The organism is Hyalangium minutum (genome assembly GCF_000737315.1).
In the GTDB taxonomy this organism is placed as follows: domain Bacteria; phylum Myxococcota; class Myxococcia; order Myxococcales; family Myxococcaceae; genus Hyalangium; species Hyalangium minutum.
Map to the genome: position 1 here is coordinate 60,600 of NZ_JMCB01000029.1, position 26,121 is coordinate 86,720.

A 26,121-nucleotide genomic window follows, 5' to 3' on the forward strand; every position below is an offset into this window, starting at 1 on the left:
GTCGGGATTTCTCAGGCTCCAAAACCCCCGACATTTTCGAACAGTGGGCCAGCGGACCCGACCGGCCGGACCAATGCCCCCGCTGTACTCAGGGCCCTCCGCACCTACGGATCGGGTGCACGAGAAACCTTGCTGACGCTCCCCTTATGATGCGCCGAGCTTCCTCCCGCCAATTGCCTGCCCTCGCCTGTCCAGGACTCCATGCCCCCGGCCTCATCCCGCCGCCTGCTGTTCGCTCTCGCCCTCAGCCTCGGCGTGCATGCAGCGGTGTGGCTCGTGCTGGCGGCCCGCGGCCGGGAGTCCTCGGAGCAGCGCCCGGTCCCTCCTCCTACTCCGGGGATGCTCCAGTTCGTCGAGGTAGAGGTCTCGCCTCCCCCCAAGCCTCCGGAGCCTCCACCGCCTCCTCCCAAGCCGGAGCCCGCGCGTCCTCCTCGCGCCGCACCGAAGCCCCTTGCCGCGGTAACGCCTCCTGTTCCGCCTCCACCTGCGTCCGAGGCTCCCGCTCCTCCCGCGCCCGCCCCCGTGACGGATGCGCCCCGAGCCGATGCGCCCCTCTCAGCAGATACGCCTCGACTCGGAGGGCCGCGCCTCGCCCCTTCACTCTCGCTCACACCCGGCGGCGAGGTCGCCGTCTCGCCCTCTGCCACGGGAGTGCCCCAAGGACTCCCGGCCCAATCCGCGCAGCAGGTGGTGGACACGCTCACCCAGGAGACGCTCGGCAAGGGCAAGGTGCAGCGCGGTCTGGTGCACCCCTACTTCACCCAACTCGGAAAGAGCCTGCTCAAATCGTGGGACGCCGAGCGCGCCGTCACCTCGCACGGCCTCAAGGGCTTCCTGGAGCAGGCCCAGGAGAACAGCAAGGCGTGGAACTCCATCTGGAGAGACCGGGCCGCGGCCTACGGAGCCTCGGGCTCGCCGCTGGAGGCGGACCCCGCGCTGAAGCCGGACCGCAGGCCCCCGAACGCGCTCTCCAATCCCAACCTGGAGGCGCGTCGCACCATGCGCCAGCAGATGCGCGAGGAGTTCCAGTCCACCCGCCGCGCCGTCATCCGCGTGGTGCAGGACGCGCAGGGGCGGCTCTTGGAGGTGACGCTCGTGTCTCCCAGCAACAATGCTCAGGTGGACAAGGAGGCCATGAAGGACGTGCGCACCGCCGCCGAGCAGCTCCCGCCCCCGCCTCCTGAGGCGCTCGCGGGCAAGCAGACGCTCACAAGCCTCTGGCAGTTCGAGCTGATCATCTCCATCACCCCACCGGTGCCCACGCTCAGCTTCGAGTTCGACGAGGCGCTGAAGTTCGTGGACATGCGGCTGCCGCTGGACCGGCGCATCTACAAGCGTGTGCGGCTGCTCTCGGTCCAGTGAGGTGGGCCAAGAAGCCCCGCGTTCCAGGCTTCAGGAACGCAGGGCCGCGACTCACGAATGAGACGTCAGGACGGTTCCGGCGACTTCGCTCCGTCGCTCACGCCGGGCAGCTGGGCGGTGAGCGCCTCGGCCAGCAGCAGCATCTGCTCCAGGGGGATGCCTTGGATGTCCACCACGGCCTTGCCCTTCTGGTTGCGAAGCGCGAGCTTCACCAGCGTGCCCTTGCCCTTGGGGAAGCGCTGCGCCACCGCCTCGGAGTACTGCTCGGCCAGCGCCACCTTCTCCGGCTACAGCGGCTTGCTGGAGGTGGGCCGATGCTTGCGCTGCAGAGCCCGGCGCATCTGGTCCACGCTGCACGCTCCGAACGGCTGCTCGGTGACATTCCCGTTCTCATCCGGCACCTCGATAGGCGTGGGGCCCGGCTCCTCGTGGTTCAGCTCCAGCCCGGCCGCCTCCGCGTACATCAGCAGCACGGAGAGGCACGTGACGCCGAAGCGCCGCGCCACCGGCTCGCTGAAGTTCTCCGCCACCGTCCCGTACACCTTCAGCGTCGGCAGGGACAGGTCCGCCAGGTGCTGGCTGAAGTACTCCGCCACGTCCTTGTAGCCCGAAAATAGTCCCCCTCCCTGCGGCGGTGGGGGTTCTCTAACCTGTTGAATGAACAGGCGAGCACGGGGAGCTCCTGGGTGGAACGGACCTGGACGGGGTGCGTCTGTTCGAGGGATTGCCGCACGACCGCCGCCCCGAGTGCACTCCCAGACGGGTTCCTCCCAACCGTCACGAGGCTGCCAGCGCTCAAGCTCCCAGAGTCTCTGCGCTCGCCAGAGATTCCGTATCACCTGGGTTGGCTGAACTACGGGTCAGCCGCTACCGCAGAAGCCATCGGGTTCCCTGACCCTGCCCGCGACTTGGAACTGCTCTCGCGGGCGCGGCGCACGTCGTCGGGCGGATGGGTCGTGCAGCTCACCGATGCGCCGCTCGATCTCGACAACCCCGCGCACCTGGACCCGAGGCGGCGGGAATCAACCCCGCCGCTTGGAACTTCTGCTGAGAGCGCTCCGACTCGGTCGATCAAGGAGCCCAGGCCCGGAACGGGTGGATTCATTCCATCTGGCGCAGTGCTTCCTCCATCGCGGTGCGCAGCTCCGAGCCGTGCAGATGGGCCAGCTCGGCCAGGGGCCGCGTACGCGCCAACTCTCTCGCCACCAGGTAGCCCACGAAGTAGCCGCTCCGAGCGGGGATGTCCTGGCGGGGGGAGTTTCCCAGGAAGAACGCCTGGTAGTCCTCGGGGGACTTCGAGTCGAGCTTCACGCGCAGCTCCGCGGCCAGCTTCGGCAGCAACGCCCGGGCCCGCGCCGGCATTTCCTCGGGCAGCCCGAAGACCATGCGCTCGGAGACTCCTGGATTGAGCGCCTGCGCCACGTATGTCGCCAGCCCCTCGTGCCACAAGGCCCCCGCCACCGTATCCTCTGTCCCAAGGTCAGAAAACTGCTCCTGGTAGATGTGGAAGAGCTCGTGATCGAAGAAGGACTCCGCGTCCGCCGTGGGGCCGTAGATGGCGGCGATCACATCCACCCCGAACAGCAGCGCCGTCCTGCCCTTCACCTGACGGGTCGCCCCGTCGAACGCGCCCAGCGAGTTGAGGAAGTAGATCTCGCCCGTGTAGTTCAGGTCCGGGAAGGTCTGGCGGAAGCGTGCCTCGTAGAATGGGAGCTTCTGGCGCAGCTCCTCGGACAGCCGCCGCATCGTGTCGAAGTGGGGCGACACCCACTGCCAGTACTTCGGATAGCGCCTCGCCAGCTCCGCCTCGAAGGGCTGCTTCGCGTCGAAGCCCAGCACCTCGGCGGTGTAGAGCGCCGGGTGCGCCGCCACCACCTGCTCCCGGAAGAGTCGCACCTGCTCGGCCTGTTCCAGCCCCTGTGCCTGCTCCCAGTACTGCCAGAACGTGGGCATGGCGTCCACCACGCGATAGGTGGACGGAGAAGCCCTGGCCGGGACAGTGGCAGACGGCACGCAGCAGAGCATGGCCAGGCAGACGACTTGAGGAAGGGCACGGAGCAGCGCGCGCTGTGGGAGCATGCCTTTCTCTACGCAGGCAAGGGCCCACGACTCAACGAGGAACTGCCTCGAGCGGCGCAACGTGGTGCGCCGCGCCCTGCTCGAGCGCAAGGGCCCCAAACTGGATGCCAACGACATCAGCTTCGAGGAGGCCTACCCGGGCGCGCCCGAAGACACGGCCACTCCGGCCCTGGAGCTGCCCGCCGGTGTCACCCTGGAGCAGATGATGGAGCGGCTGGAGCGCCAGCTCCTCCCTGTCCTACGACGTCTGCTCTTCGGTGGTACTCCTGGATTCCATACGTGCGCACGAATTGAGAGCGCGGGGCGTCTGGTTATCGCTGGTAGCCGATTGCGATGATTTGGCCTGACGCGTCGCTGCTCACAAACAACTCGCCATTGGGGCCCACACCCAACCCCACCGGCCGATGCGGCCAGCCGGCTGCGGTGTCGCTGGCGCTGTCGAACTCGAAGAACGGCTCGTAGCGAACCGGCAGCCCGTTCTCGAACACCACCCGCACCACCTCGTAGCCCTGGGCGGGCTGTCGATTCCAGGAACCGTGGAAGCTGACGAAGGCGTCGCCGACCACCTCGGGCGGGAAGGACGCGCCGTCGTAGAAGACGATGTCGAGCGGCGCAACGTGAGCGGGCATCGCCAACATCGGAGGCACCACATTGTTGACATTGCGGCACCACGCATCGGAGTGGGTGCCATCATTCATGAAGCCCGGATCTGCCCACTGCGTCGTCGGGCCCATTCCCACACCCGACGGAAGCAGAAACTCACTGAAGCAATAGGGGTAGCCATAGAACCGCCCGGCTTCGGCGAAGAGGTTCAGCTCTTCAGCGGGATTGTCGGTGTGAATGTCGCCCCCGAGGTCGGCACGATTAAGATTGTCTCGCCCGTTCTCCACGCCCCACAGCCGGCCCTGACTGTCGAAACGCAGGCCTACTTCGTTCCGAAGGCCATCGGCAAACACCTCGCCGTCCGTGAAAGCCACGTTGCCCGCCTGAGCCTGGGTTGCGGTGAAGCGACGGATGCGAGCGCGCGTCGAATCGCTGTCCACGTTCGCGGCTGAACCGACGCTCACGTAGAGGCGGCCTTGGGCGTCAAAGATGATCGTCCGGGTGACATGGCCGCCCGCAGGGCCGCCCGAAGGGATGCCGGTCACCACTTCTTCCTGGCCGCTCAGCGCTGCTCTCGTTCCGGTTGCGAACGGCCAACGGAGGACGCGCGTCGCGGAAGAGGCATAGAGATATCCGTCGTGCAGTGTGATGCCATGGTTGAGCCCGCTGACCTCGACCAGCGTCGCCCGTTCGGATGAATCCGAAACGCCGTCACCGTTCGAATCGTAGAGCGCGGTGATTCGACCCGCGGTGCGCTCGACCACCAGAACGTCTCCGTTCGGAGCGACGATCAACCCTCGCGGATTGGCAACGGTCGCCCAGGTCCATGCACAGTACCCCGCTGGCAACCTCGCATTGGCCACGTTGGCGCTCGAAGGCCCCAGGCAGCTGTTCTTGAGAGAAGTCCCAGCATCGGAAGTGCCGGCATCGGAACTCCCGCCGCCGTCGGCCACACCGGCGTCATTCGTTGGGTTTTGAGCTCCGGCATCGGTCCGACTCCCGGCATCCATTTCGACGCCGGCATCGCTCTCGGTGGAGGGCCGGTCTGAACAAGCCAGGAGGGCAGAGGCACAGAGCGCTGCGACGAGCCCAAGTCGTTGGTGAAGCGGCATGGCTCCGCAACGGGCCGACCTCTTGACGCCGTTGCCGAGCGGGAGGGAGAAGCGTCTTCCAGTCATGGTGTGATTGCCTCAAAGAAAGAGGGGTTTGCTGCCCTGCGAGGAGTGATGGGGCTGCCCAAGGGTTGCACCATCATGAAGATCCTCATTTCTTTTCGAAGACCTCTTTGGCCACGGTCACTGCGGTGATGGCACTCGGCCAGCCGGCATAAAAGGCGAGGTGCGTGATCGTCTCGACCAGCTCCTCCTGCGTCACGCCGTTATCGCGGGCGAGGGCTAGGTGTGAGCGGAGCTGCTCGGGACGGTTCATGGCGATCAGCGCGCTGACGGTCACGAGGCTGCGGTCGCGAGGCGAGAGCTGCGGGCGCGTCCACACATCGCCGAAGAGCACTTCGTCGGTGAGCTCGACCAGCTTCGGGGAGAACTCGCCGATCAGTTTCTGGGCGCGCGTCGGTTGCGCGGTTTGCGTCAGTGCATTGGGAGCGGATTGGCCGCGTAAGGGCATGCCGTATTGCTCCTCGGTGACCTTCTCCAGCCAGTCGGCGCTCTTGCCATCGAGCTGTTCCACGATGGCGATATGCGCCATCGACGTCTTCGGCGCCGCTCCATGCCAGTGCTTTACGTTCGGCGGAATGCGGACGACATCCCCCTGCCGGATCTCATCGACCGGTCCGCCCCACTGCTGCACGCGCCCAGTTCCGGCTGTGACGATGAGGGTCTGGCCGAGCGGGTGGCTGTGCCATGCGGTTCTCGCGCCCGCCTCGAACGTGACGAGCGCGCCCGTCGCCCGCGCCGGACCGCTGGCCTCAAACAACGGGTCGACGCGGACGGAGCCGGTGAAGTTTTCGGCCGGCCCCTGCCGCGACGGCTGCGTGCCGCGCCGAGCGATGGTGATGGTTTGAGCGGATGCGGAAGCAGCGAAAAGCAGAGAGAGGACGGCCGCAGCGAGCACGTTCATGGGAGCTCCTCCTGGAGGTTCAATCCAGCCCCTTCTGCGTGAGAAACTGCGACAGAAGGTCAGCGATCTGGACATTGTTGAGATCCGACATGGGGAAGTGCGTATTGCCGCGAATCCCGATCTCGGGCAGGTGCACGACGGTCACGTCACCGCCGTGGCGGTTCACCGCATCGCGGAACTGCCTGGCCATGGCGAGCGTGACGCGCCACTGGTCCTGGCCCGGATTCGTGGTGGGATTCTCGGCAATGGAGTCGCCGTAGTACATGACGATCGGCATCTTCGTGAGCTGGAGGAAGTCCGACAGCGGCACCTCGACGCCTCTTGCCGTGCCTCCGGCGTACGTCATCGGCTCAGGTGCTTCGCCCTGCGGGAAGACGAAGCCAGCACCCGGTTCGTAGGAAACGATGGCTCGCACATTTCTGTTCTTGATCGCCGTGCGCCAGCCGAGTCCACCGCTCTGTGAGTGCGTGACGAGAATGCCGGAGCCGATTCGGTCGAAGAGTGCGGAAACCCCGTTGGTATTGACCTCCGCGTCGTAGGGGCCCGTGTTGGGCACCATCTGCCGGAAGAACTGGTTGAGTGCCTCTGGATCGCTCGAGAACTGCACGCCTGGGTAGAAGTCCGGCCACAGGCCCAAGCGGAAGATGCCAAACCAGAGCTGTTCGTCAGGAGCCGCCGTCATCGTCACGGGCTGAGTGCTGCGTGCTGCGCGGCCGCGTCGGGGTTGATCGATCAAATACACCGGGAAGCGACGGCGCAGGAAAATGTTCTGGAAGCCCTCTCGGCCGTCCGGCGTGCTCTCCCACGTCTTCGCGGACTGGCCATGGCCGTGCCAGAACACGAGCGGGAGCTTTCTGGCATTGGCCGGGGTCTCATAGGACACGTAAACGTGATCGCCGTGCAACGTCTGCCCCGCGGAATCGGGCCCCGCAGGGTTGTAACTGCCCTGTTTGATGGGGTCGAACGTTCCGGGCGCGGTGATGACCGTTCCGCCGACTGCAAAGCTGCCTTGCTCCTGAATGAGCAGCGGCCCGGGTTCATTGTTTCCAGCCGTGGTTGCACACGCGGCGGCGCTGAGCGCGACGGTGATCAGAGCAAAGGCAGTCAGGTGTTTCATCCGTCCAATCCCTTCTTTGCTAGAGAATCTGACAGCAGGTCTCCAGTTGCGGATCGGGGGCGTTCCGTCATGTCTCTTCGTCCTCGTGACCTTCAACGCCGCGTAGCGAGCCACTTCACGATGGCCGGATCTCGGTGATCGAAGAAGCTGCTGGTCTTGGTGTCGAGCGCGACGATCGACTCCATCTCGGCGTCGTCGAGCTCGAAGTCGAACACCGCGAGGTTCTCCACCATGCGCTCCTTGCGAACAGACTTCGGAATCACGACGACGCCCCGCTGAACGAGCCACCGCAAGATCACCTGCGCGATGCTCTTGCCGTGCTTCGCGCCGATGGAGCGGAGTAGCTCGTTCTTGAAGATGTCGTGCTTCCCTTCAGCGAAGGGCGCCCACGCCTCGGTCTGCACGCCGTTCTCCTTGAGAAACGCCTGCGTCGCGATCTGCTGGTTGAACGGGTGCGTCTCGATCTGGTTCACCGCGGGCGGGACCTCGTTGTAGACGATCAGGTCCATCACGCGGTCGGGGTGGAAGTTGCTGACGCCGATGGCGCGGATGCGGCCTTCACGGTGAAGCTCCTGCATCGCGCGCCAGGAGCCGTGCACATCACCGTAGGGCTGGTGGATCAAGTAAAGGTCGAGGACGTCGAGGCCGAGCAGCTTCATCGAGCGGTCGAAGGCCTGCTTCGTCTTCTCGTAGCCGGTATCCGAGACCCACAGCTTCGTCGTGATGAAGAGCTCATCGCGCGCGAGCCCGCTGTTGCGGAGCGCGTCTCCGACGGCTTGCTCGTTCTGATACGAGGCTGCTGTGTCGATGAGCCGGTAGCCGACGCCGAGCGCGTCCTCGACGGCGCGCTGGCACTCCGCGAGATCGGTCACTTGGAACACGCCGAAACCGAGGAGGGGCATTTTTACCCCGTTGTTCAGAATCACATGGTTCACGGTCGTTTTTCCTTTCTCATGGGCAATGAACTACACGCGCGGTCATGGCCTACTTGCCCACGCGCGCCGCAAGGCGGTGCCGCACCCATGGTTGAGTCCCATGAAGCCGAAGCCGAGGGCCGAGACCTCGAGTTCACTGTTGCCGAGCTGCCGCTTCGTCATCTCGCTCATGCCAGCAAGATACGTCCGGCCCTCTGACCACGAAACCAGCATGAACTGCATGCGGGGTTTAGAAAAACTTCACGTTGCTCCGCCCGCCCGGTCAGCCTTCACCTGCTCGCGGGCGACCTCGACGAACGCCTTGAGCGCGGGCGAGACCTGCGACCGCTTCGGGAAGTACAGGTAGAGCCCCGGCACCTCGGGTGTGTACGGCTCGAGGACGACGCGCAGGCGCCCGGTCGTGAGATCGCTCTCGACGCGGCGCTCGAGTGAGTAGAACAATCCCACGCCCGCGACAGCCATAGTGCGCATCAGCTCGGCATCGTTCGTCGTCACCGGTCCGCGAACCGGTACGCGGTAGGTCTTCTTGCCACGCTCGAGCTCCCACGCCCACGGCTCTCCGCTGGGGGACCGGCGGATGCAGATGCAGTCGTGCTGGAGGAGATCCTGGGGCTTCTGTGGCACGCCCTTTCGCTCGAAGTACGACGGCGCGCCGACCACCACCAAGCGCGTCGGGCCCGACAGGCGGACGTGGACCATGTCGCGATCGATCGACTCGATGAGCCGCATGCCGGCGTCGAACTCGCCGGCCACGGTGTTCACGAAGCGGTCGTCGACATGGACCTCCACGCCCACCTTCGGGTAGCGCGCGATGAAGCGCGGGAGGAGATCCGCGAGGACCATCGAGACCGATGCGCTGGGTACGCTGAGGCGCACGCGGCCCGTCACCTCGCCTCGCTTGGCCCGCACGGTCTTCAGCGACTCGAGCGCTTGATCGACGGCAGGTCCGGCGTTGTCGAGCAGGCGATGGCCGGCGTCGGTCAGGGCGACACTGCGCGAGGTGCGCGTCAGCAACGCGACGCCGAGCCGCTCCTCGAGCTGTCGGACCGACTGGCTGAGCGCCGACGTCGACACGCCGAGGTCTCGCGCCGCCGCCGCGTAGCTGAGGCGCCGAGCGACGACGATGAAGGCGTTAAGCGGGTTGAGCAGCGTGAAGGCCATCGTGAAGGTTCTCTACACGGGAGCTCCGCACAGAGCCAGCGCCACATGTTCGAGCGAACGTCCGCTTTTTTCTAAACAGCCCATACCGATCGTGCAGCTTTCGCGGAGATGCTGCATGCCGTATCTCTGGGTGACATGGTGGCCCGACGAGCCGTAGAAAGGGATGAGCACTCCGGGCTTCATCTCTCCAAAGCGGCGGGGTTCGTCTTCACCCAGGTATCAATCGCCTTGATGGCTGCGGCGGCGCGTGACTCGCGGGGACCCGAGATCAGCACGGGCGTCCTGCCCTCGGCGCGCACAGCCTCCATGCAGGACTGGACGAAGGCTTGACGCGCAGCGGGCTCGTCCCGATGGGCGGGCCCAGCCCACGGCGCGTCATCGAGCACAAGGTACAGATCTCCGAGCTCCGAGGGCGACAGCAGGGAGCGCTCTCTGACTCCGTAGAGCCGCTCTTTCCAGAGCATCAGCGAGATCAGATCCGTGTCGGCCACGAAAAAACGCTTCGTGTTGCCCTGTGCGGTCGCGAGAACCGCGCGCTGTGCTCTCGCCAGTTCATCGAAGTCACCCTGAGCCGGAGTCTTGCCCATGTTCTTGGACGACCAGTACGCCACGTACTCGGGGGCTCGCGAGACGTTGTAGTGCTTGGCCAGCGTCTGGGACAGCGTTGTCTTGCCGGCGCCTTCCGGACCTAGCAGCACCACCGAGCAGGTGAAGTGCCGCCGCGCGTCGGGGTGAACGAAGGACCAGTGCTCCCACGGCGCCTTGCGGATCATCGTCGCGCTGATCGGGACGTTGCGGCGCTCGGGATCGACCAGGACGAAGTCCAGCTTCAGCCGGGAGGCGAGCTCTTGCGCCTGGGGATCCGACGCGACGAGCGTCCGGATCTCCGGGTGCAGGTTCCGGCTGCTGAGATAATTGGCCCATGCTTGCCAGAACTCGGGCTGATCGGGCGATCCGGTGATGGGCACATCGAGCGCCGTCGTCGCGTGGCTGAATGGACGACCGTGCAGCAAGGTTTGAATCACGTCCCTCCGAGTCGGGACGGGGAGCGGGTCCTGTCTCTTGCCGACCACGAAGACGATGAGCGGCCCCTGCACGGCCTGCTCCGCTGCCTGGAGCAGAAAGGAATGCCCCAGGTGCGGAGGGTTGAAGCGCCCCAGCACCAGCGCGCCGCCCGCGCGCTTGGAGGGCTGCGGGGTCACGAGGCTGCGAGTCCGGTGGTGCCAGAACGCGACCGACTCCTGCGAGCCCAGGTCGTCACGTGACGCGCCGATGAAGCGATCGGATTCGGAGGGCTCCCACCCGGAGCCGTACCACGCGTCGATCTCAAGTCCCATGGGTGCCTCCTGGCGTGGCTGCAGGTGTACCGTGAGCCAGCACTTCCTTGGATCTCTACATGCTCTGGGGGCTCTCGGCGAGCGGGGGGAGCCCTCCGCGCTCGCGCTCCTCGTTTCGAGTCGTGGTAAGCACTTGGGCCAATATCCATTGACTGACGCTCTGGGTAGAGAGTGCCGTATCCTGAGGGCTTTCAAAGAGCGCCTGATGCGTCGATTCCTATCCAAAGCCGTTGTCATGTCCGCGTCGGGGAGCGGTTTCACCTCGGCGTGGGCGCGGGGGCGGGCCTGCAGCGCCATCCGGGCACCCCGACGTTCCGCCTGCTTGTCCGCATGTCCTATGACGCCCTCCGCGCCAGCCCCCCGCCCCCGCCGCCCGCCGACGCACGCGTCCGCCTGGAGCGTCCTCCCGAAAAGCCTGCTCTGCGTGGGAGTCCACCTCATGCTCCTGCTTGTGGCGAGCGCGTGTGGCTCCGCATCCCCAGGCTGCGAAGCCGCTTCCTTCAGGGGAGCGGAGCTGCAGCGCTGCGCCAGCCCTCGCTGGGAGCCTGTTCCTCAGCACGGAGACCTCCCTCCCTCCCTCTGGGAGGCGGGCGCCTCGTTCGCCCGGACAGAGGGTGACCGCGAGGTCGTCTATCGCTTCGGCGGCCAGCGTGAGAACTTCCCCAACGACTTCACCGTCAACGACTTCTATGCCTTGGACGTCTCCACGGCCACGTGGACGAAGCTGACCACACCGGAGACGCCCGCCGCGCGTGCCGACACCCTGCTGATGCCCGGCCCGTGCAGTGAATGCGTAAGCATCGTGGGCGGGCGGGGCCGGTTCCGGACGGGCTCGGACCTGATGTTCCCCGAGATGTGGACCTACGACACGCAGGGACAGCGCTGGCACAGCGTGCCGGCGGAAGCGCTGGGAGACACGTTCGCCGTCCGGCGCTCCTCCGCCCTGGTGGTGGAAGTGCCGGAGGCAGGCTCTTCCAAGAAGACGGCCATCTACGCGGTGGGGGGGGTGGGCAACACGCTCTCACGCTTCGCCACGACGTCCACCGGCCTTCGCAATGATGTCGCCGTCTATGGCCAGGACACGGGCTGGAGGCTCGTCCCCACTTCCGGAGAAAAGCCAGCCCCTCGGGCCTGGGTCGTCGGTGGATACGATCCCGACAGCCACGCGCTGCTGGTGTTCGGCGGCTACCGGCTTGGGGCTGATCAGGGGCCCTCGACACCGGCCGGGGAGCTGTTCGGTCCGACGAATTATGAGAACGACCTGTGGTCCTTGAGCCTGGAGACGCTCACGTGGACCCAGCTCCACCCCACGGGTCCCCTGCCCGCACCGCGCGACAACGCCGTGGCTTTCTTCGACACCCTCCGGGGTGGCTTGGTCGTCTTCGGGGGCCAGCGCTTCGACGGCCTCTCCAGCGACCTGTGGTTCTACTCGGTGCGGGACAATCAATGGACCGAAGTGGCCCTGGACCCCGCTTCCGTTCCTCCGGCGCGCGTCGGAGGCATCGCGTTCCTGCGAGAGACGTCCGCCGCCTACGAGCTCTACTTGAACGGGGGGGCCACGTCCGACGGCGGCCAGAGCGCGTTCCTCGACGATCTCTGGAAGCTGTCCTGGGCGAAGCCCTGATCCGCGGCGCACTCGGTCCCATATCCACTGCCGCACGTTCCCGTGCGGCCATGGCCCAAATCGTGCGGTTCCAACACAACGCAATACAGGGAGTAAGTATGAGTGATTTGGGGAAGCCGTTTTCACAAGCAGTGGTCGGATTGCTTGCGACAGTGCTCAGCACGGGCGTCGCACACGCACAAGTCAATGCCTATGTCGCCAATTCAGGCAACAGCTCGGTGCGGATTATCGACACGGTCACCCATACCGAGACAGGTAGCATCTCAGGGACGGGCTCCCGGAATCTCCGGCTGAGCGCCGACAGCAGGCGCCTGTTCTCGGTGTCCTCCAACGCGGTGCAGATCATCGACACGACAACGAACACGGTGCTCGCCAGCGTTCCCACGGGCAACATCGTGACGGCGGTGGCTGCCACCAACAGGGGGACCCTCTATGCGTGCAACAACGGTAGCGGCACCGTCTCTGTCATCGATCTGGCCACCAACACGGTCGTCTCGACGATCTCGATGTCTTGCTCAGCCTTGGAGAGCACCCCGGACGGGGAATCCGTCTGGGTCGCGACCGCCGGTCCTTCGATCGCTGTCTTTGACACAGCCACGAACACGGTGGTGGCGACCTTCAACCTGCCCGGGCATGGGGCCAATTCTCCCACCTGGCTCGCGTTCTCACCTGATGGGGACTTCGCGTACGCGGCGTTCTTTAGCGACAACGTCGTGACGGTGATGGACACGGCGACTAAAACGGAGATAGCCGCCGTGACGGTAGGTTCGGCCCCTGTCTACGTCGCCGTCAAACCGGGCGGGGACGAGCTCTACGTGCCCAACCTGTTGGCCAACACCGTGTCAGTGATCAACTCGGCAACGCTGAGCGTGGTGGCCACGGTGCCGGTGGGCACGCAGCCGCGAGTCGTGGCGTTCTCGTCGGACGGGGCTCGCGCGTATGTGACGAACTACAACAGCAACAACATCTCGGTGATCGACACGGCGACACGCACGGTGACGACGATCTCGGCCTCGTCTCGGCCTTGGGGCATTGCCATCATGGGCGACAACGACCATGACGGCATCGGGCAGACCATCGACAACTGTCCATCCGTGGCGAACGCCGATCAGGCGGACACGGACAATGACCAACTCGGCGACGCGTGCGACCCAGACGACGACAACGACAGCGTGCTGGATGCCAGCGACAACTGCCCGCTGGTGGCCAACGCGGATCAGGCCAACAATGACCAGGACGCGAGCGGCGATGTCTGTGACACGGACGACGACAACGACAGCGTGTTGGACGCCAGCGACAACTGCCCGCGGGTGGCCAACGCGGATCAGGCCAACAGCGACCAGGACACCAGCGGCGACGCGTGTGACGCGGACGACGACAACGACAGCGTGCTCGACGGGACGGACAACTGCCCGCGGGTGGCCAACGCGGATCAGGCCAACGCCGACAGTGACAGCGAGGGCGATGCCTGCGATCTCGACGACGACAACGACGGCGTGGCGGACGCCAGCGACAACTGCCCGCGGGTGGCCAACACGGATCAGGCTGACAAGGATGGTGACGGCGTGGGCAACGCCTGCGACAGCGACTTCCCGGGGCATACACCTCCCGGCGAGCCCGACAGCGGGTGCGGTTGCTCCACGGGTTCGGTGCCGAGCGCGCTGTTGTTCTGGTTGGCGGGGCTCGTCCTGGTCCGGCGCCGGCGTCAGCAGTAAGGGCCATGCCTCTCGGGAGGGAGGCCAGGCACATGTCGCGTTTGGTAGGGGCTCCGGTGCGGTGACGTTCACCCAACTGGGCCCCCATCCCTCTCTATGCGTCGCGCGAGGCGGGTGCCGTGTCCGGAGAACGTGCGGCGAGGGAGCGCGGTTTCCGGTCGAACATGAACATTTCAGGTAAAGAACGAGCCGGATCCTCCTCCTCCGCCCTTCGGATCAAAGGGCGGCTTGCCGAAGGGCGGCTTGCCGAAGGACGGCCCACCGAAGAGCGGCTTCTTACTCCCAGTCTTCCTCGAGGAGCTGTTGAGGTGGAGGCCCAAGCTGCTGCTCGATTGGACCATGCCATGGAACGGATTTCCGCCGATGAAAAGGATGAGTTCGTCGGCCAGGTGATAATTTCCACCAAAGGTATCATACGAGACTTCGCGCTCGAAAAACGACACGTCCGCCGAGGTGTTCTCCGAGGTTGAGTTGACCAGGAAATCTTCCCAGTCGACCACGTACGAGCCCGGAGGGATCAGGATGAGCACGATGGTGGGAGCCCACATGTGCGCGTACTGCTGCTGCAAGACCTGCGGCATGTGGCTGGCGCCGAAGAAGATGGGCACGACCTGGCCGCCCGGCGTGCACGCGTAGCGCCCCGCCGAGGAGCGAACCAGGTTTCGAAGCGAGCAGGTCGTCGAGACGACGTCGGAGTTGTGGGAGCCCTCCTCCTGCTTCTTCTTCCCTCGCTGGTGTTCCCGCGACGCTTTGGTCGTGGTGCCCCGCCCGCGGTCCGGTGTCCAGCACTCCTCCAGGCAATCCTCGTGACCGATGGAGCCCTGGCACGCGGCGGCGAGCCCCCCCCGCCTCCCGTTGCAGAAGCGGAAGACGAGCAGGGGACTCGCATTGCTCAGGACTCCCTTCGTGGTTGAATCGATGACGGAGTTGTTGAGCGCTTGGAAGAGCATCCGCCTTTGCCAGGGTCCCACCCTCCCGAGCAGGAGGAGGAGGGCCGACGCCATCTGGTTCTCGAGCTGTGTGATGGCAGGCTCGAGGGCGTTTGTCCCGACATAGGGCCTCATGCCGAACCCAGAAGACCCACGGCTGCTCATGAGCTCATCGGCTCTGCGCATCCGCCTCAACCATTGGGAGACCGCGCCAAGGTCCTCCTGGAAGGCCTGCTGGCGATCCTCCTCTCTGCCAACCAGGTTGAGCTTGGTAATGAGCGTTCCGCACTTCGGGCATCCGCCGTAGACACCGCTGGCGACGTCCCCGTATCGCTCGTTTGTCACGAACTCTTTCCCGCAACGGAAACACTTGTATCGATAGAGCGGCATGACGTATCGCCTCACGAGCTGGGCATCGACTGCGCCTCACTCGGCGAGGGCTCTCTGGGACAATGGGGATGATGCCTGGCGAGAACAGCAGCACCATCCCTGTCTGTCAAAATCTTGGCTCGCGCGCTTCGCCTTTCATGGCGAGCGTCACAGACTCCAGGCATTCGTGGGGGCTAGGTTCCTCGCTCGCGACGAATGGAACACTGCATACATACGAGTTCGGCTTTGAGCCGATGCCGGCTGCGGCAGAGGAGTGACCCTCTACACACTCGGGGGCGAGCGCAAGCTGCTCGCGGCTGGGAGCGCCCCGGCCTCGCTCAAGAGGCAGAGCGCCCACCAATCTCCGGGAATCGCTCATAGGCTCGCTTCAACGCGTCGAGGTGTGCGGGGATGTCGAGTTCGAGCGGTGCCTCAGTGAGATGAACCACCCACCCGCCCGACGCCGTGCGCCGCGAGCGTGAGAGCAGTTCGGCATCGCGCGCCGGGTCTGGAAACCCGATGGCTCGTGCGGCAGCGGCAGACCAATAGTTCAGCCACCCAAGCCGATGCGGAATCTCTGGCGAGCGCATGGCACTCGGGGACTTGAGCACCGGCAATCCGCGAGGAGGGGGCTCCAGGTCGTCTGGCCGGCTCTTCGTCTGGCGTGCGATGTCCACCCCTGCGCTGAAGGGCGTCGCGAGCCCCCAGCACGCGCGAGCCCCCTCCGCGACGGCCTCCAGCACCTCCGCTGCCGCCGCGATGCCCTTGGCCGCAAGTGGCAGCACGGCATGGACTTCAAACTGGGCCTGACCGCCCGGGGCGAGCTGCGTCGGCTTCTCCCAGCCTGTCACCGTGACTCGAAAACCATCATCCTCGTTGCGAAGGAGCGGAAAGCCACGCCCGTTGGGCCTCCCTCGGGCGAGAAATGCCTCGCGCTGCGGCACAGGGATGCGCTTCCCCTCGCTCGAAATCGTCCACTCCAGGCGCAAGCCAGGGAGCGCGCGCTCCATTCCATGAACCACAGCCGAAGGGCGGCCATCGTTGCCCTCGAGTCCAGGCGCGTAGACGGCCAGGGCGATTTCATTGGGACGCGTGGCAGGCATTTCAACACCAGTCCATGACTTCGATGAGGCCCCGGAGATCTGGATCCGCGAGTTCCAGCGCGGCTTTGTGCGCAAGGCTCCGCACACCGACCCGGAAGTGAAATCCGCAAGCCAGAGCGAGGCCACGCTCAATCCGCAACTTCTCTACCTGGCTGTCGACCACAATTTCTCGAAGGTCGGGCGAGTACGTATCGAAGTTGTCGGTCTTGACCTCCCACAACGTGCGGGTGGCCAGTTGCAGCGCGTCGAAGTGCTTTCCGTTGACGAGCACATCCCAGCCGGGGAAGCCGTTATTCGGAACTTTGTCGGCGCATGCATTGTGCGGGTCATTGCCGCCACGATGGAAAGCCCGCCTGGGCGTGCACTCGGGGCGGCGATGACTCGGGTCTGAGGAGATGGGCGGATCCGGCGGGAACCAGTCCCGCCCCAATCCACTGGGTGTGGGCTCGCGGTTCGCCTCGGGTTCCTCCTCATGGGATGGCCGTGTCTGAGTCGTCGGCCTGCCACGCTCACGGGACGCACTTCTCTCGTACGCCTCCAACTCTTCTTGAATGGCAACCGCCACCACCACGACGCCCATCACCACCACGGCTCCAATGAGGATCTCCGGTGCCGCGAAGACGCAGAGACCCACGCCCACGGCAGCCGCACCCGCGGAGGCGACAGAGCATCTTCTGGTAAGATCGCGAAACTCGACCCGGTTGCGGTCGAGGGCGGGATAACACCGCTCCGCCAGGACAGGCCATTCGTTGGAGGCTTCTCTCACCACGCAGTGTCCGTCATCCATCCAGGGGTACTGCGCCGCCCGCTGAAGGTTGGCGACTCTGAGGTTTGGGGCCACTCGCTCTCCCGGACTCGGCTCCGTCGTGGCGCAGGCCGAGAGCAGGAACAGGAGCAGGGAGGCAATACAGGTGCGAGAGAGCATGGCCACGTCCTTCTCAATCCAGCGTGGGGGCCGCGCGGGTCAAGGCGGAGCCGTTCGGGAGTAGGCCAGCATCCTCTTTCCTGGCAGCTCTCGTGGATGAGGGTGTGTACCACAGCCCCCAACAACCTCGACGGAGACAACGACGGCATTGCGTGCGAGTCCAACCCCGCCCCCTTCGACCGGTACAAGGTGCTCCGGCCGACGGCCACGGCAGCCCCGAAGCGTGCCCTCCAGGGGATGCGCTGAGGCAGAAAGCCCCCGGCAAGCCCCTGCCACGAGCCGACCGCTCCTCGACGCTCACGAAGTAGCTCCCTCCGTGTTCGCCGTGGGGCTCGCACGTCTTCACGAAGCCCCACGGCGAGGACGGCCGCGTCAACCACGGGCGGCGCCCCGGCGCGTGTGTTCGCCTTCCTCCCCTCCTGGGCCGGTGCCGGGAGCGGGGGCGCGTCCAGGTTCTGCTTGCCGGGGGGGACGCGCCGTCAGGCTACTGCGCAATGGCGTTGCAGACGCCAGCCGACACCTCCCTGCGGTAGACGGGGATGCCATTCCACGTGCAGTAGAAGCTACGGCTGGGGTTGTTGCTGGCGTTGAGCAAGCAATTGTCTCGGGCGTACTGGCACGAGATGTTCTGCGTCGAAATGAAGTTCAGGTTGGAGTCGCAGATGTACCCCTTGTACGTGCCGGTTCCGACCGTCGCGGCGCAGGGGTCATCCGGGGAGACGGAGGCCAGACGGTTGGGCGAGCCAACGCCCGGGTTGATGACCTTGTTGCGGGTGGCGTTGGTCATCACAACCCAGCTCGCCACCGTGGCCGGAGTGGCCGCGGGGGCGCCCTCCAGGTACTGGGCCGCAAGGCCCGCGACGTTCGGCGCGGCCATGGAGGTGCCATGATCCAAGCGGTAGGACGCGGCCCCAGTGTTGGCCGCAGACCAGATGCCCACGCCCGGGGCGAACAGGTCCACGCAGGAGCCGTAGTTGGAAAAGCCCGCCCGGGTGTCCGTGTTGTCGGTGGCCCCGACGGTGATGGCCGCGGGTACGGCCGCCGGAGTGACGTTGCAGGCCAGCACGTTGCTGTTGCCGGCTGCAACCACCGCGGTGACGCCCGAGTTGATGAGGTTGGTCAACGCGGTCTCCACCGTGGCGACCCGGCCGGAGAAGCCCAGGCTCATGTTGGCGACCGCCGGCTTGGTGGCGTTGAGCCGGACCCAGTCAAGCCCAGCGATGAAGTCCGAGGCCATGCCCGTGCCGTTGCAGCCCAGCACGCGCACCGCGTACAGGCGCGTATCCTTCGCCACGCCAGCGAGGTAGCCACCGATGGTGCCGGCCACGTGGGTGCCATGGCCATGGCAGTCATTCGTGCCGTTGCCGTCAGCCACCGCGGAGTATGCCCCGAAGGCGCGCGCCCCCGCGACAGTGGTGCCGTAGTTGAAATCCTGGTGGGCAGTGTAGATGCCGGTGTCGAGGACGTAGACATTCACCCCACGGCCTGTGCGGGTGTAGGTGAACGTGTTGCTCAGCGGCAGCGAGGGCTGGTCGACGCGGTCCAACCCCCAGAAGTCGATGGGGGCGTAGGCCACGGTGTTCTGCGTCCACGCGTCGGCGCGCATGACAGCATCCTCCTCCACCCGCGCCACATTCGGGTTGCGGGTCAGAGCCAGCGCGACCGACTCCGGCAGCCTCGCCGCGAAGCCACGCAGTGCATGCTCGTAGACGTGCAGCACCTCGCCGCCGTGCGCGGCCGCCAGCGCCTGGGCCTGGGCGCCCACGTTCTTCTTCATGCTCTCATTGAAGGTGATGATGTACTGCCCCCGCACGGGCTCGCTCGCGCGCAGCAGGCCCTCCGAAGTGCCGAGCTCCTCCTGACTGACCGCCCCCTCCAACTGCTCAGTGGGACCACAGGCGCCCAGGCACAGCAGACCCAATCCCAGCACCATCTTGGAAAAACGCATGACGTTGTTTACCAGCCTTTCCTGGCTTCAAGGGGATTCGCAACTCCCCAGCTATTACAACTACAAAAGTCAGGACTGGAGCACTCACCCAAAGGGGTGATCCCCCTTGGGAGGGGCTTTTGTTAGGCGCCCTTACATCGCGACTGGGCTGGGCTGGCGTGTGTCTGCTGGAGATGAATGGCTTCTGCGCCAGCCCAGAGTGCGGCTCATGGGCTCCCCGTCAGGAAGATCGTTTCCGTCGTCCTGCGACTAAAGTGGTACAGGCAAGCGTCAAGCACTGATCTATCTCTCTGTTGACTCAACTCGTATCCCCAGAGAGACAGCTCATGCCCCTGCGCCGTTCCCACTCCAGGAGATTCCCTCCATCGCCCGGTGGAAGGGACAAGGCCTGATCCCTCACCTCCCGCTCTGCTCCCGCCCGCTACGCACAAGAGGGCTCCTGTCCTTCCTATGTGCCGCAAGCTGTTCGGTGCCTCGGCGGCCGCGCTCGCTGGTAACTCGCAGGTGACCAACGACGGCGCTGAGTCCAACCAGAACCTGAACCAGAAGACGATGAAGACCTTCGGCGAGAACAACGCCTACCAGTCTTCACCTTTTACCCCTCCGCCTCTCAACCCTCAGGAGTTTCAATGAAGGCCGTCTCGGAGAAGCCGCTGCGCAAGGCTCGTGGTCAAGGCATGACCGAGTACATCATCATCGTCGCCCTGATCGCGATCGCCTCCATCGGCGTGATCACGCTGTTCGGTGACAACATCCGCAAGCTGTTCGGCGCCTCGGCCGCAGCTCTCGCTGGTAACGCGCAGGTGGCCAACGACGGCGCTGAGTCCAACGAGCAACTGAACAAGAAGACGATGAAGAACTTCGGCCAGAACAACGCCTACTAGTCTTCGCGCTTCACCCATGAGGAAGGCGGCTCGGGCCCGAGAGGGAAACCCCAGCCGCCTTTCTTCGTTACTGCCCTCAGCGGCCTGCCCTGGTACGTGGAGCGAGACGCACGCTACCGGCAGTGGACGCTGTCCTTTCCGCAGCGGGTGCGGTGGGTGCTGCTCAAGGACGTGGGGCTCGTCTTGGACGTCCTCACCCTCTTCCTGCGCGCGGTGTTCGCCTTGCAGCGCCGGAGGGCACGGCGGCAGGGCCTACGTGGTGGGCAGGTTGTTGCCAGCAGCGACTGCGCGGCTTCTCCCTGCACGCCAACACGCACCTTCACGCCAACGACAGGCAGGGTCTGGAGCGGCCATGCCACTACAGGGGCACGCGGTGCGCTGGCGCTGGAGCGGGTCGTTGGCTTGTTCTGGAGAAAATGCTGGCATTTCTTCGCCGATGGTAGTGTCGTGAACTCAATACTCCAGAGGTAACTACTCCAGAGATAACTGAGAGGGCTCCATGGGCGTGGCGATCGTTGTTCTGGCCTGGACCACCTTGGCGGGAGCCACGGTGGATCCGAAATGTGACGCGAGCCGCTTCGCAAAGCCGCCGGGCAGCGCGGCACGATGGACGGTCAACGTGGATGGGACCGTCGACGTAGGACCGTCTCCAGAGCCGCTGATCCGATTCGAGGCTGATGGACCGGCCCCCCTCACCGTGAGCGTCGAGGCCACGGGGGAGCGCCAATTGCTGTGCGGCCAAGTGACACCCGGAACGCTCTACCAGCTCCCGCTCAAGCCGGACGATAAATCACCGCAGACCGTGCTAACCATCAAGCTGAGCGGGAACGCGCGCAATCCGCTGGAACAGCAGCGGTGGGACGAACAGGCAGAGGCCGTACGGTCGGAAAACCTGCTGCGAACCACCTTGATCGAAGCACAGGCAGTGGACGACGCGCTCGACCTGAAGCCGCTCCGTGAACAGATGCGGGACTACGGCCAGGACGTGAGTCAGCCTCCTCCCAGGAAACTCTCGACCGATGTCGCGGCCGTGCTCAAGGAAGCACAAGCGCGCGCGTCCTGTGGCCCCGGCTACCTCGGCTCTCCAGTTCTTGCTCGGTGCGCGCGTGCCCAAGAAGTCGCCTCAGCCTTGTACAGCTTGACGCAGCAGATGAGCCGCTATGGCACGGCGCCAGCGGATGACTCGGAAACAGCGCGCAGAGAGTTCGAACTCCAAGTCGCGTGGTTGAGGCTCAAACCGCTGACGGAGGGCACGTTTACGCCCAAGGAGATCCAGTCCTACTGCGCGGAGATTGCTCCGAAGCTCCTGTGGTTTGACGCTCCCGAGCAGGTCTTGCTCAATGTCATCCAGGTTCCTTTTGGAGGGCCCGACACGACGGTGCACCACATTGTCTGGAAGCGAGGAAAGCACACCGTCAAGAATCAGAAGCCGGAGCGTGCGGTCTCTTTTGTCATCTCGAGCGCGCCGCATGGCACCGACATCACGGTCGAGGCCAAGGAGCGCACAGGCGAGAAGAGGGATATCGCCCAGATCCTTTCTGGTTTTGCGGCGATCATTCTACGGACGCTTCCGGCCGGGCCTCCTCTGAAGGGTTATGCGGCTGATAAGGAGTGGACCGAGGCCGAAGGATTCTCGGAAGCATGCAAGGATCTCAAGCCCAAGCCACCCTCCAACATCGCTCCGCTCGAACCCTTGACGAGCCACGCGTACGTCCTGGCTGAGATGCCTGACGCCACCGTGGACATCTTGTTCTGCGAAGGAAAGACGTGTCCCAAGGACGTCAGCACCATCACCCGCGCCGAGGTGAAGCCCAGGCCGAGCGCCTCCTGGGCGCTCCTGGCCGAATTCGGGCTCAACAGTGCATTGGCGAAGTCGGACGCTGGCTGGGCCATGGGAGCCCCTCGGTTCGAGTCCACTGGCGGTGCCTCCGGTCCCGAGACCCTCTTCGAGCTGCGCTACCCGTTCGATGCCCGGCGCCTGGTGACGGGCTCTCTGCTCCTTGGCTCCCGGTTCTGCGATGACACGTGGTTCGTGGGGGCTGGCCCGACGCTGCTCGTTGGCTCTGGCGGCGGCGCATTGACCCAGCTGAATGTGCGCGCGGGCGTTCGTCTCCGCAGGGGGCTCTATTTCACGTTCGGCGGGGGCATGCGGTTCGTCACCGTTGCCACGGACTATTCTCCAGGCGACCTCATCGCGATGCCAGGGGCGGCAGGCACGGCAAAGGCTCCGGAGGGCTTCAGGACAGCACAGACCGTCGTGCCCGTCGTGTCCGCGGGACTGAGCTTCGATCTCGCGGTGCTTGGGACGGCCGCCGATTCACTGGTGTCTGTCATTGGAGCGGGAGCGAAAAACTAATGCGCGCACTCATGAAGGTGTGTCTCGCAGGCCTCTTGGCCTTGAGCTGTGTTCCCGAGGAGCGGCGAACGCTCTCCCCGGAGGTCAACATCCGTGCCTCCGACGGGCTCCAGACCCTACCGTGGGTTCCGGGAGGGAAGTTCACGGTCAAGGTCAGCGTCCCCAAGCCGGAGAACGGCCAGCTCTGCGGGCCGCTCAACGCGCGGGCGGACATCACCACGCCAACGCTGGATACCGGTGCGGTGGTCACCTCGACCTTCGCGTTGAAGCAGGAGGGCAATTGCGGCGCCTACGCAGGGCTCACCGAGCTCGCTTGGCCGACGGGCGGTCACTTCCAAGCCCGCGTGAGCGTCGTGGGCGAGGAGCAGGTGTTCGACCTCCACATGGACGAGCCGAAGGTCGAGCTCGTGCGTGGGAACCCGACACGTAAAGGCGGGCAGCTGACCGTTCCTCTGTGCATCGTCAGCTCAGCAGCCCGCGGAGCGGTGAACCTCACGGTGGAGGGGGGCACCCTGGATGATGGGCAGACTGCCCGCCGGATCAACCTCGGGACGATCCCCTGCGATGATCAGGGTGTCCTGGAGGGCCCGAGGAAGAGCTGGGCCAGCGCCGTGCTTTTCACCATGGCCGAGCGCGCCATCATGCGAGCCGACCTCGAGGGACGCGCGAACGATGTGCTCCCCGTCGAACTGCTTCCCGATCTCGAGTCGCTCGAGCTGGACCTGACATTCCAACCAAGCACGCTGCCGCCTCCGGGCTCTGTCTTCGCGGTCACCGTCACCGCCACCGTCGCCGGAGGTATCGCCGACGGCGTGCCCGTGCGCATCGAGACGACGCCGGAGGCCGAGATCCTCCCCGTGAACGGCGTCACGGATGAGCAAGGCACCTTCACCGCGTACATCACCGTGCCCGAGGGCATCGTGTCGATGCGGATCGATGCCACCAGCGGAGCGCTCCGCAGAGGCAAGACCCTTGCTGATTCCCCGTGAGGTACCTCGGCCATGGAACTCGCTAGCGCACGTGCCTTGAAGGAGGAGCTGTCCGCGGAGTTGGACAGGATTGCGGCGGGGGAAGTCACCCCGCTCATGGAGATGATGTCCGCGACGATGGACTCACGCACCAAGGCCCTGGCCCCTTATCACCTCGTGCCCCACGGCGTGGCCCTTGGAGTGGCGGTGGGTTCCGAAATCGACGACTACCGCCTCGCGCTCCGGATCCAGGTGCAGAGCCCGGCCTCCACTTCCTTCACCAGCTATGCCGTGGGACTTGCTCGGAACGAAGCAGACGTCCGGTCCATCGGACTGCTCACCTTGGGCAGGGATGCATCGGCGGGGATGCCCCCATACTGCGAGGAAGTCCGTCCCATCAAGCCAGGCTATTCCATCGGCCATCCCATCGTGGGAGCGGGCACGATCGGCGCCCTGGTCGAGGACCAAAACGGGAGGCACGGAATCCTGTCCAACAGCCACATCCTGGCCGTGGCGGGGCTCGCGACAAAGCGAGACAACATCCTGCAGCCTGGAGCGCTGGACGGGGGCCGGGAGCCCGCGAACGTCGTCGCATCGCTCGAACGTTTCGTCAGCCTCGAGCGCGGGCGAGGAGGTAGCAACGTGGTGGACGCGGCCTATGCACTCCTCAAGAACGGCGTCCGCCTGGACCCCACCTATGACGGAAAGCCCATGCAGCGCGTAGTCCCCGCGAGGGAGCTCGCGGAGAACATGAATGTCTGGAAGCTCGGCCGGAGCACGGGGAAGACCAGGGGCAAGGTGTCCGTCGTGAACTGTGACAATCTCCAAGTGCGGCTCGGGGGCGTCATCTACTCGTTCGATGATCAGCTCGAGGTGGAGAGCGATTCGCCCTTCTCCCAAGAGGGTGACTCCGGCGCCGTCGTGCTTAATGACAAAGATGAGGGGATCGGGCTGCTGCTTACGGGCTCCGAGCGCGGCGGAAGTAACGGCAAAGGCCTGACGTATGCCAACCCGCTGGAGACCGTGCTGAAGAACCTCAAGCTCAAGCCCCTGTAGTCCTCCCAGATGCCGAAGCCTGGCGGGAGGCGGGTTGAAAGTTTGCCCTGCAGCGTCGAAGGGCACAGCGACAGGGGCTGTACGGTGCTCCCAGTCCTCGCATGCTCGACTCCCCTCGCCCCTCTTCCTCGCTCGTGGCGGAGCGGGGCATTGGGGGGGATGGGGCTCGCCGGCCCCATATTTGGCTCACCTGATAGATGAAGGGATACTCGCGGGGCACGCGGACCTCAGCACAGAGGGTGCGTGGGAATACGGCCATTCATGATATCGACCGGCGCTCCACTCCTTTCGCCCATCCCCGCGATCTGTCTACTCCATCCCAAAGGTACCCGACATGTCCAAGCGTGACGCGATCTTCCCGGCAAACCGCCATGGGCTGTACGAAGCGCATCGCTACTCTGCCGCCATCCGCTCCGGCGATCTTCTCTTCGTATCCGGGCAGGTCGGCAGCCGTGAGGACGGCTCGCCTGAGCCGGTTTTCGCGGATCAGGTCCGGCGAGCCTTCGCCAACCTGCGCGCGGTCCTGTCGGCAGCGGGATGCACCTTCGACGACGTGATCGACGTCACCACCTTCCACACCGACCCGGAGGCTCAGTTCGAAACGATCATGGCCGTACGCGGCGAGGAAATCGGCGAGCCGCCCTACCCAAACTGGACTGCGGTTGGCGTGAACTGGCTTGCCGGCTTTGACTTCGAGATCAAGGTCATCGCCCGCATTCCTGCGGCCGAGTGAGGCCGCTGGAATCCCGAAGGTCGAGAATGCCCGCTTCCTTGATCTTTCGGCGACGTGACGTCGCACGTCTCCTCTTCGATTGCACGCCGCGAGCAAGCTTCTTGGCCTGGCGGTCGATGGACGGCGAGTCTCCTTCACCGAGAACGTCAGCCGGAAGAGGCAAGTGAGCCGCCTGAGGCAGCGGCGAGGCAGGAGCCGCCCCGATGACCGTGAACCTGCCCACTGAGTGGAGTGTCAGGACAACGGCGGGGCGCGTTGCGATATGCCGAGGTGGAATCAAAGCCCCGCGTCCAGGCTTCAGGAACGCAGGGCCGTGACTCACGAAGGGGACGTCAGGACGGTGACGGCGACTTCGCTTCGTCGCTCACGCCGGGCAGCTGGGCGGTGAGCGCCTCGGCCAGCAGCAGCAGTTGCTCCAGGGGGATGCCCTTGATGTCCACCACCGCCCTGCCCTTCTGGTTGCGAAGCGCGAGCTTCACCAGCGTGCCCTTGCCCTTGGGGAAGCGCTGCGCCACCGCTTCGGAGTACTGCTCGGCCAGCGCCACCTTCTCCGGGGGCAGCGGCTTGCTGGAGGTGGGCCGGCGCTTGCGCTGCAGCGCCCGGCGCATTTGGTCCACGCTGCATGCGCCGAACGGCTGCTCGGTGACATTCCCGTTCTCGTCCGGCACCTCGATGGGCGTGGGGCCCGGGTCCTCGTGGTTCAGCTCCAGCCCGGCCGCCTCCGCGTACGTCAGCAGCACCGACAGGCATGTGACGCCGAAGCGCCGCGCCACTGGCTCGCTGAAGTTCTCCGCCACCGTCCCGTACACCTTCAGCGTCGGCAGGGACAGGTCCGCCAGGT

25 protein-coding genes and 1 pseudogene are annotated in these 26,121 nt (G+C 65.4%); 12 read left to right on the plus strand and 14 right to left on the minus strand.

The window, feature by feature from the left end; genetic code table 11:
• Positions 1-201 precede the first annotated feature (201 nt).
• Complete coding sequence (locus tag DB31_RS42095) at positions 202-1,362, plus strand: TonB family protein (RefSeq protein WP_044199004.1); 1,161 nt, start codon at positions 202-204, stop codon at positions 1,360-1,362.
• Positions 1,363-1,427: 65 nt separating this feature from the next.
• Here the strand turns inward: DB31_RS42095 and DB31_RS42100 are convergent, their stop codons facing one another.
• Together DB31_RS42100 and DB31_RS42105 are read right to left on the minus strand one after the other, a co-directional pair.
• Positions 1,428-1,640: a hypothetical protein gene (locus DB31_RS42100; RefSeq protein WP_044199005.1), complete on the minus strand. Its 213-nt coding sequence runs from the start codon at positions 1,638-1,640 to the stop codon at positions 1,428-1,430.
• A gap of 9 nt (positions 1,641-1,649) precedes the next feature.
• On the minus strand, positions 1,650-1,958 hold the full coding sequence (locus DB31_RS42105; RefSeq protein ID WP_044199006.1) for a hypothetical protein: 309 nt from the start codon (positions 1,956-1,958) through the stop codon (positions 1,650-1,652).
• 90 nt (positions 1,959-2,048) lie between these two features.
• On the opposite strand from DB31_RS42105, the pseudogene DB31_RS51070 reads away from it, so the two are divergent.
• Positions 2,049-2,369, plus strand: a pseudogene (locus DB31_RS51070) (DUF5953 family protein); the annotation flags it as partial.
• Positions 2,370-2,463: 94 nt separating this feature from the next.
• Here DB31_RS51070 and DB31_RS42110 read toward each other — a convergent pair.
• Entirely contained in the window at positions 2,464-3,441 is a 978-nt protein-coding gene (locus DB31_RS42110; RefSeq protein ID WP_044199008.1) for a DUF2268 domain-containing putative Zn-dependent protease, read from the minus strand.
• 61 nt (positions 3,442-3,502) lie between these two features.
• On the opposite strand from DB31_RS42110, the gene DB31_RS42115 reads away from it, so the two are divergent.
• The gene (locus DB31_RS42115) at positions 3,503-3,778 is read left to right on the plus strand and encodes a hypothetical protein (RefSeq protein ID WP_157232436.1); all 276 of its coding nucleotides are present in this window, start codon (positions 3,503-3,505) and stop codon (positions 3,776-3,778) included.
• Here the strand turns inward: DB31_RS42115 and DB31_RS42120 are convergent.
• From DB31_RS42120 to DB31_RS42150, 6 genes are all read right to left on the minus strand, one after another.
• Positions 3,753-5,222, minus strand: a complete 1,470-nt coding sequence (locus DB31_RS42120) for a PQQ-dependent sugar dehydrogenase (protein WP_083969209.1) — start codon at positions 5,220-5,222, stop codon at positions 3,753-3,755. The two genes, DB31_RS42115 and DB31_RS42120, sit on opposite strands and share 26 nt — an antisense overlap.
• Positions 5,223-5,307: 85 nt before the next feature.
• Complete coding sequence (locus DB31_RS42125; RefSeq protein WP_044199014.1) at positions 5,308-6,120, minus strand: (R)-mandelonitrile lyase; 813 nt, start codon at positions 6,118-6,120, stop codon at positions 5,308-5,310.
• A 19-nt stretch (positions 6,121-6,139) separates the two neighbouring features.
• The gene (locus DB31_RS42130; protein WP_044199016.1) at positions 6,140-7,237 is read right to left on the minus strand and encodes an alpha/beta hydrolase; all 1,098 of its coding nucleotides are present in this window, start codon (positions 7,235-7,237) and stop codon (positions 6,140-6,142) included.
• A 92-nt stretch (positions 7,238-7,329) separates the two neighbouring features.
• Positions 7,330-8,139, minus strand: a complete 810-nt coding sequence (locus DB31_RS42135; protein ID WP_044199017.1) for an aldo/keto reductase — start codon at positions 8,137-8,139, stop codon at positions 7,330-7,332.
• A gap of 273 nt (positions 8,140-8,412) precedes the next feature.
• Positions 8,413-9,333 (minus strand): LysR family transcriptional regulator, encoded by a 921-nt coding sequence (locus DB31_RS42145; RefSeq protein WP_044199021.1) that lies wholly within the window; start codon positions 9,331-9,333, stop codon positions 8,413-8,415.
• Positions 9,334-9,512: 179 nt separating this feature from the next.
• Positions 9,513-10,670: an AAA family ATPase gene (locus tag DB31_RS42150; protein WP_044199023.1), complete on the minus strand. Its 1,158-nt coding sequence runs from the start codon at positions 10,668-10,670 to the stop codon at positions 9,513-9,515.
• 439 nt (positions 10,671-11,109) lie between these two features.
• Between DB31_RS42150 and DB31_RS49405 the strand changes: the two genes are divergently transcribed.
• Together DB31_RS49405 and DB31_RS45810 are read left to right on the plus strand one after the other, a co-directional pair.
• A complete protein-coding gene (locus tag DB31_RS49405) occupies positions 11,110-12,294 on the plus strand; it encodes a Kelch repeat-containing protein (protein ID WP_044199025.1) in 1,185 nt (394 codons plus the stop codon).
• Positions 12,295-12,434: 140 nt separating this feature from the next.
• On the plus strand, positions 12,435-14,009 hold the full coding sequence (locus DB31_RS45810) for a thrombospondin type 3 repeat-containing protein (RefSeq protein WP_052420681.1): 1,575 nt from the start codon (positions 12,435-12,437) through the stop codon (positions 14,007-14,009).
• 173 nt (positions 14,010-14,182) lie between these two features.
• Here the strand turns inward: DB31_RS45810 and DB31_RS42165 are convergent, their stop codons facing one another.
• The 3 genes from DB31_RS42165 to DB31_RS42175 all read right to left on the minus strand — a co-directional run bounded on the left by DB31_RS42165 (position 14,183) and on the right by DB31_RS42175 (position 17,335).
• Positions 14,183-14,959 carry a hypothetical protein gene (locus tag DB31_RS42165; RefSeq protein WP_157232440.1) on the minus strand — a complete coding sequence of 259 codons (777 nt, stop codon included), beginning with the start codon at positions 14,957-14,959 and terminating at the stop codon, positions 14,183-14,185.
• A 686-nt stretch (positions 14,960-15,645) separates the two neighbouring features.
• Positions 15,646-16,410: a DUF5953 family protein gene (locus DB31_RS42170; protein WP_044199029.1), complete on the minus strand. Its 765-nt coding sequence runs from the start codon at positions 16,408-16,410 to the stop codon at positions 15,646-15,648.
• A 1-nt stretch (position 16,411) separates the two neighbouring features.
• Positions 16,412-17,335 carry a DUF6310 domain-containing protein gene (locus DB31_RS42175; protein ID WP_044199083.1) on the minus strand — a complete coding sequence of 308 codons (924 nt, stop codon included), beginning with the start codon at positions 17,333-17,335 and terminating at the stop codon, positions 16,412-16,414.
• Between the two features lie 102 nt (positions 17,336-17,437).
• On the opposite strand from DB31_RS42175, the gene DB31_RS49410 reads away from it, so the two are divergent.
• A complete protein-coding gene (locus tag DB31_RS49410; protein WP_169787169.1) occupies positions 17,438-17,581 on the plus strand; it encodes an excalibur calcium-binding domain-containing protein in 144 nt (47 codons plus the stop codon).
• A 238-nt stretch (positions 17,582-17,819) separates the two neighbouring features.
• Here DB31_RS49410 and DB31_RS42180 read toward each other — a convergent pair whose 3' ends face one another.
• Positions 17,820-19,283, minus strand: coding sequence for a S8 family peptidase (locus DB31_RS42180; protein WP_083969213.1), 1,464 nt, complete (start codon positions 19,281-19,283; stop codon positions 17,820-17,822).
• 450 nt (positions 19,284-19,733) lie between these two features.
• On the opposite strand from DB31_RS42180, the gene DB31_RS42185 reads away from it, so the two are divergent.
• The 6 genes from DB31_RS42185 (at position 19,734) to DB31_RS42210 (ending at position 25,280) form a co-directional block, all read left to right on the plus strand.
• Positions 19,734-19,916: a hypothetical protein gene (locus tag DB31_RS42185; protein ID WP_052420683.1), complete on the plus strand. Its 183-nt coding sequence runs from the start codon at positions 19,734-19,736 to the stop codon at positions 19,914-19,916.
• Complete coding sequence (locus DB31_RS42190; protein ID WP_044199031.1) at positions 19,913-20,167, plus strand: hypothetical protein; 255 nt, start codon at positions 19,913-19,915, stop codon at positions 20,165-20,167. The genes DB31_RS42185 and DB31_RS42190 overlap by 4 nt, the downstream gene beginning before the upstream one ends.
• Before the next feature lie 697 nt (positions 20,168-20,864).
• Positions 20,865-22,523, plus strand: a complete 1,659-nt coding sequence (locus tag DB31_RS42195) for a hypothetical protein (protein ID WP_157232444.1) — start codon at positions 20,865-20,867, stop codon at positions 22,521-22,523.
• The gene (locus tag DB31_RS42200) at positions 22,523-23,512 is read left to right on the plus strand and encodes a hypothetical protein (protein WP_044199035.1); all 990 of its coding nucleotides are present in this window, start codon (positions 22,523-22,525) and stop codon (positions 23,510-23,512) included. Before DB31_RS42195 ends, DB31_RS42200 begins: the two co-directional genes overlap by 1 nt.
• 12 nt (positions 23,513-23,524) lie before the next feature.
• On the plus strand, positions 23,525-24,547 hold the full coding sequence (locus DB31_RS42205; RefSeq protein ID WP_157232446.1) for a chymotrypsin family serine protease: 1,023 nt from the start codon (positions 23,525-23,527) through the stop codon (positions 24,545-24,547).
• Between the two features lie 334 nt (positions 24,548-24,881).
• On the plus strand, positions 24,882-25,280 hold the full coding sequence (locus DB31_RS42210) for a RidA family protein (protein ID WP_044199037.1): 399 nt from the start codon (positions 24,882-24,884) through the stop codon (positions 25,278-25,280).
• Positions 25,281-25,612: 332 nt separating this feature from the next.
• On the opposite strand, the gene DB31_RS49845 is transcribed toward DB31_RS42210, so the two are convergent.
• The coding region (locus DB31_RS49845) for a hypothetical protein (protein ID WP_044199040.1) at positions 25,613-26,121 on the minus strand (509 nt) is incomplete at its 5' end.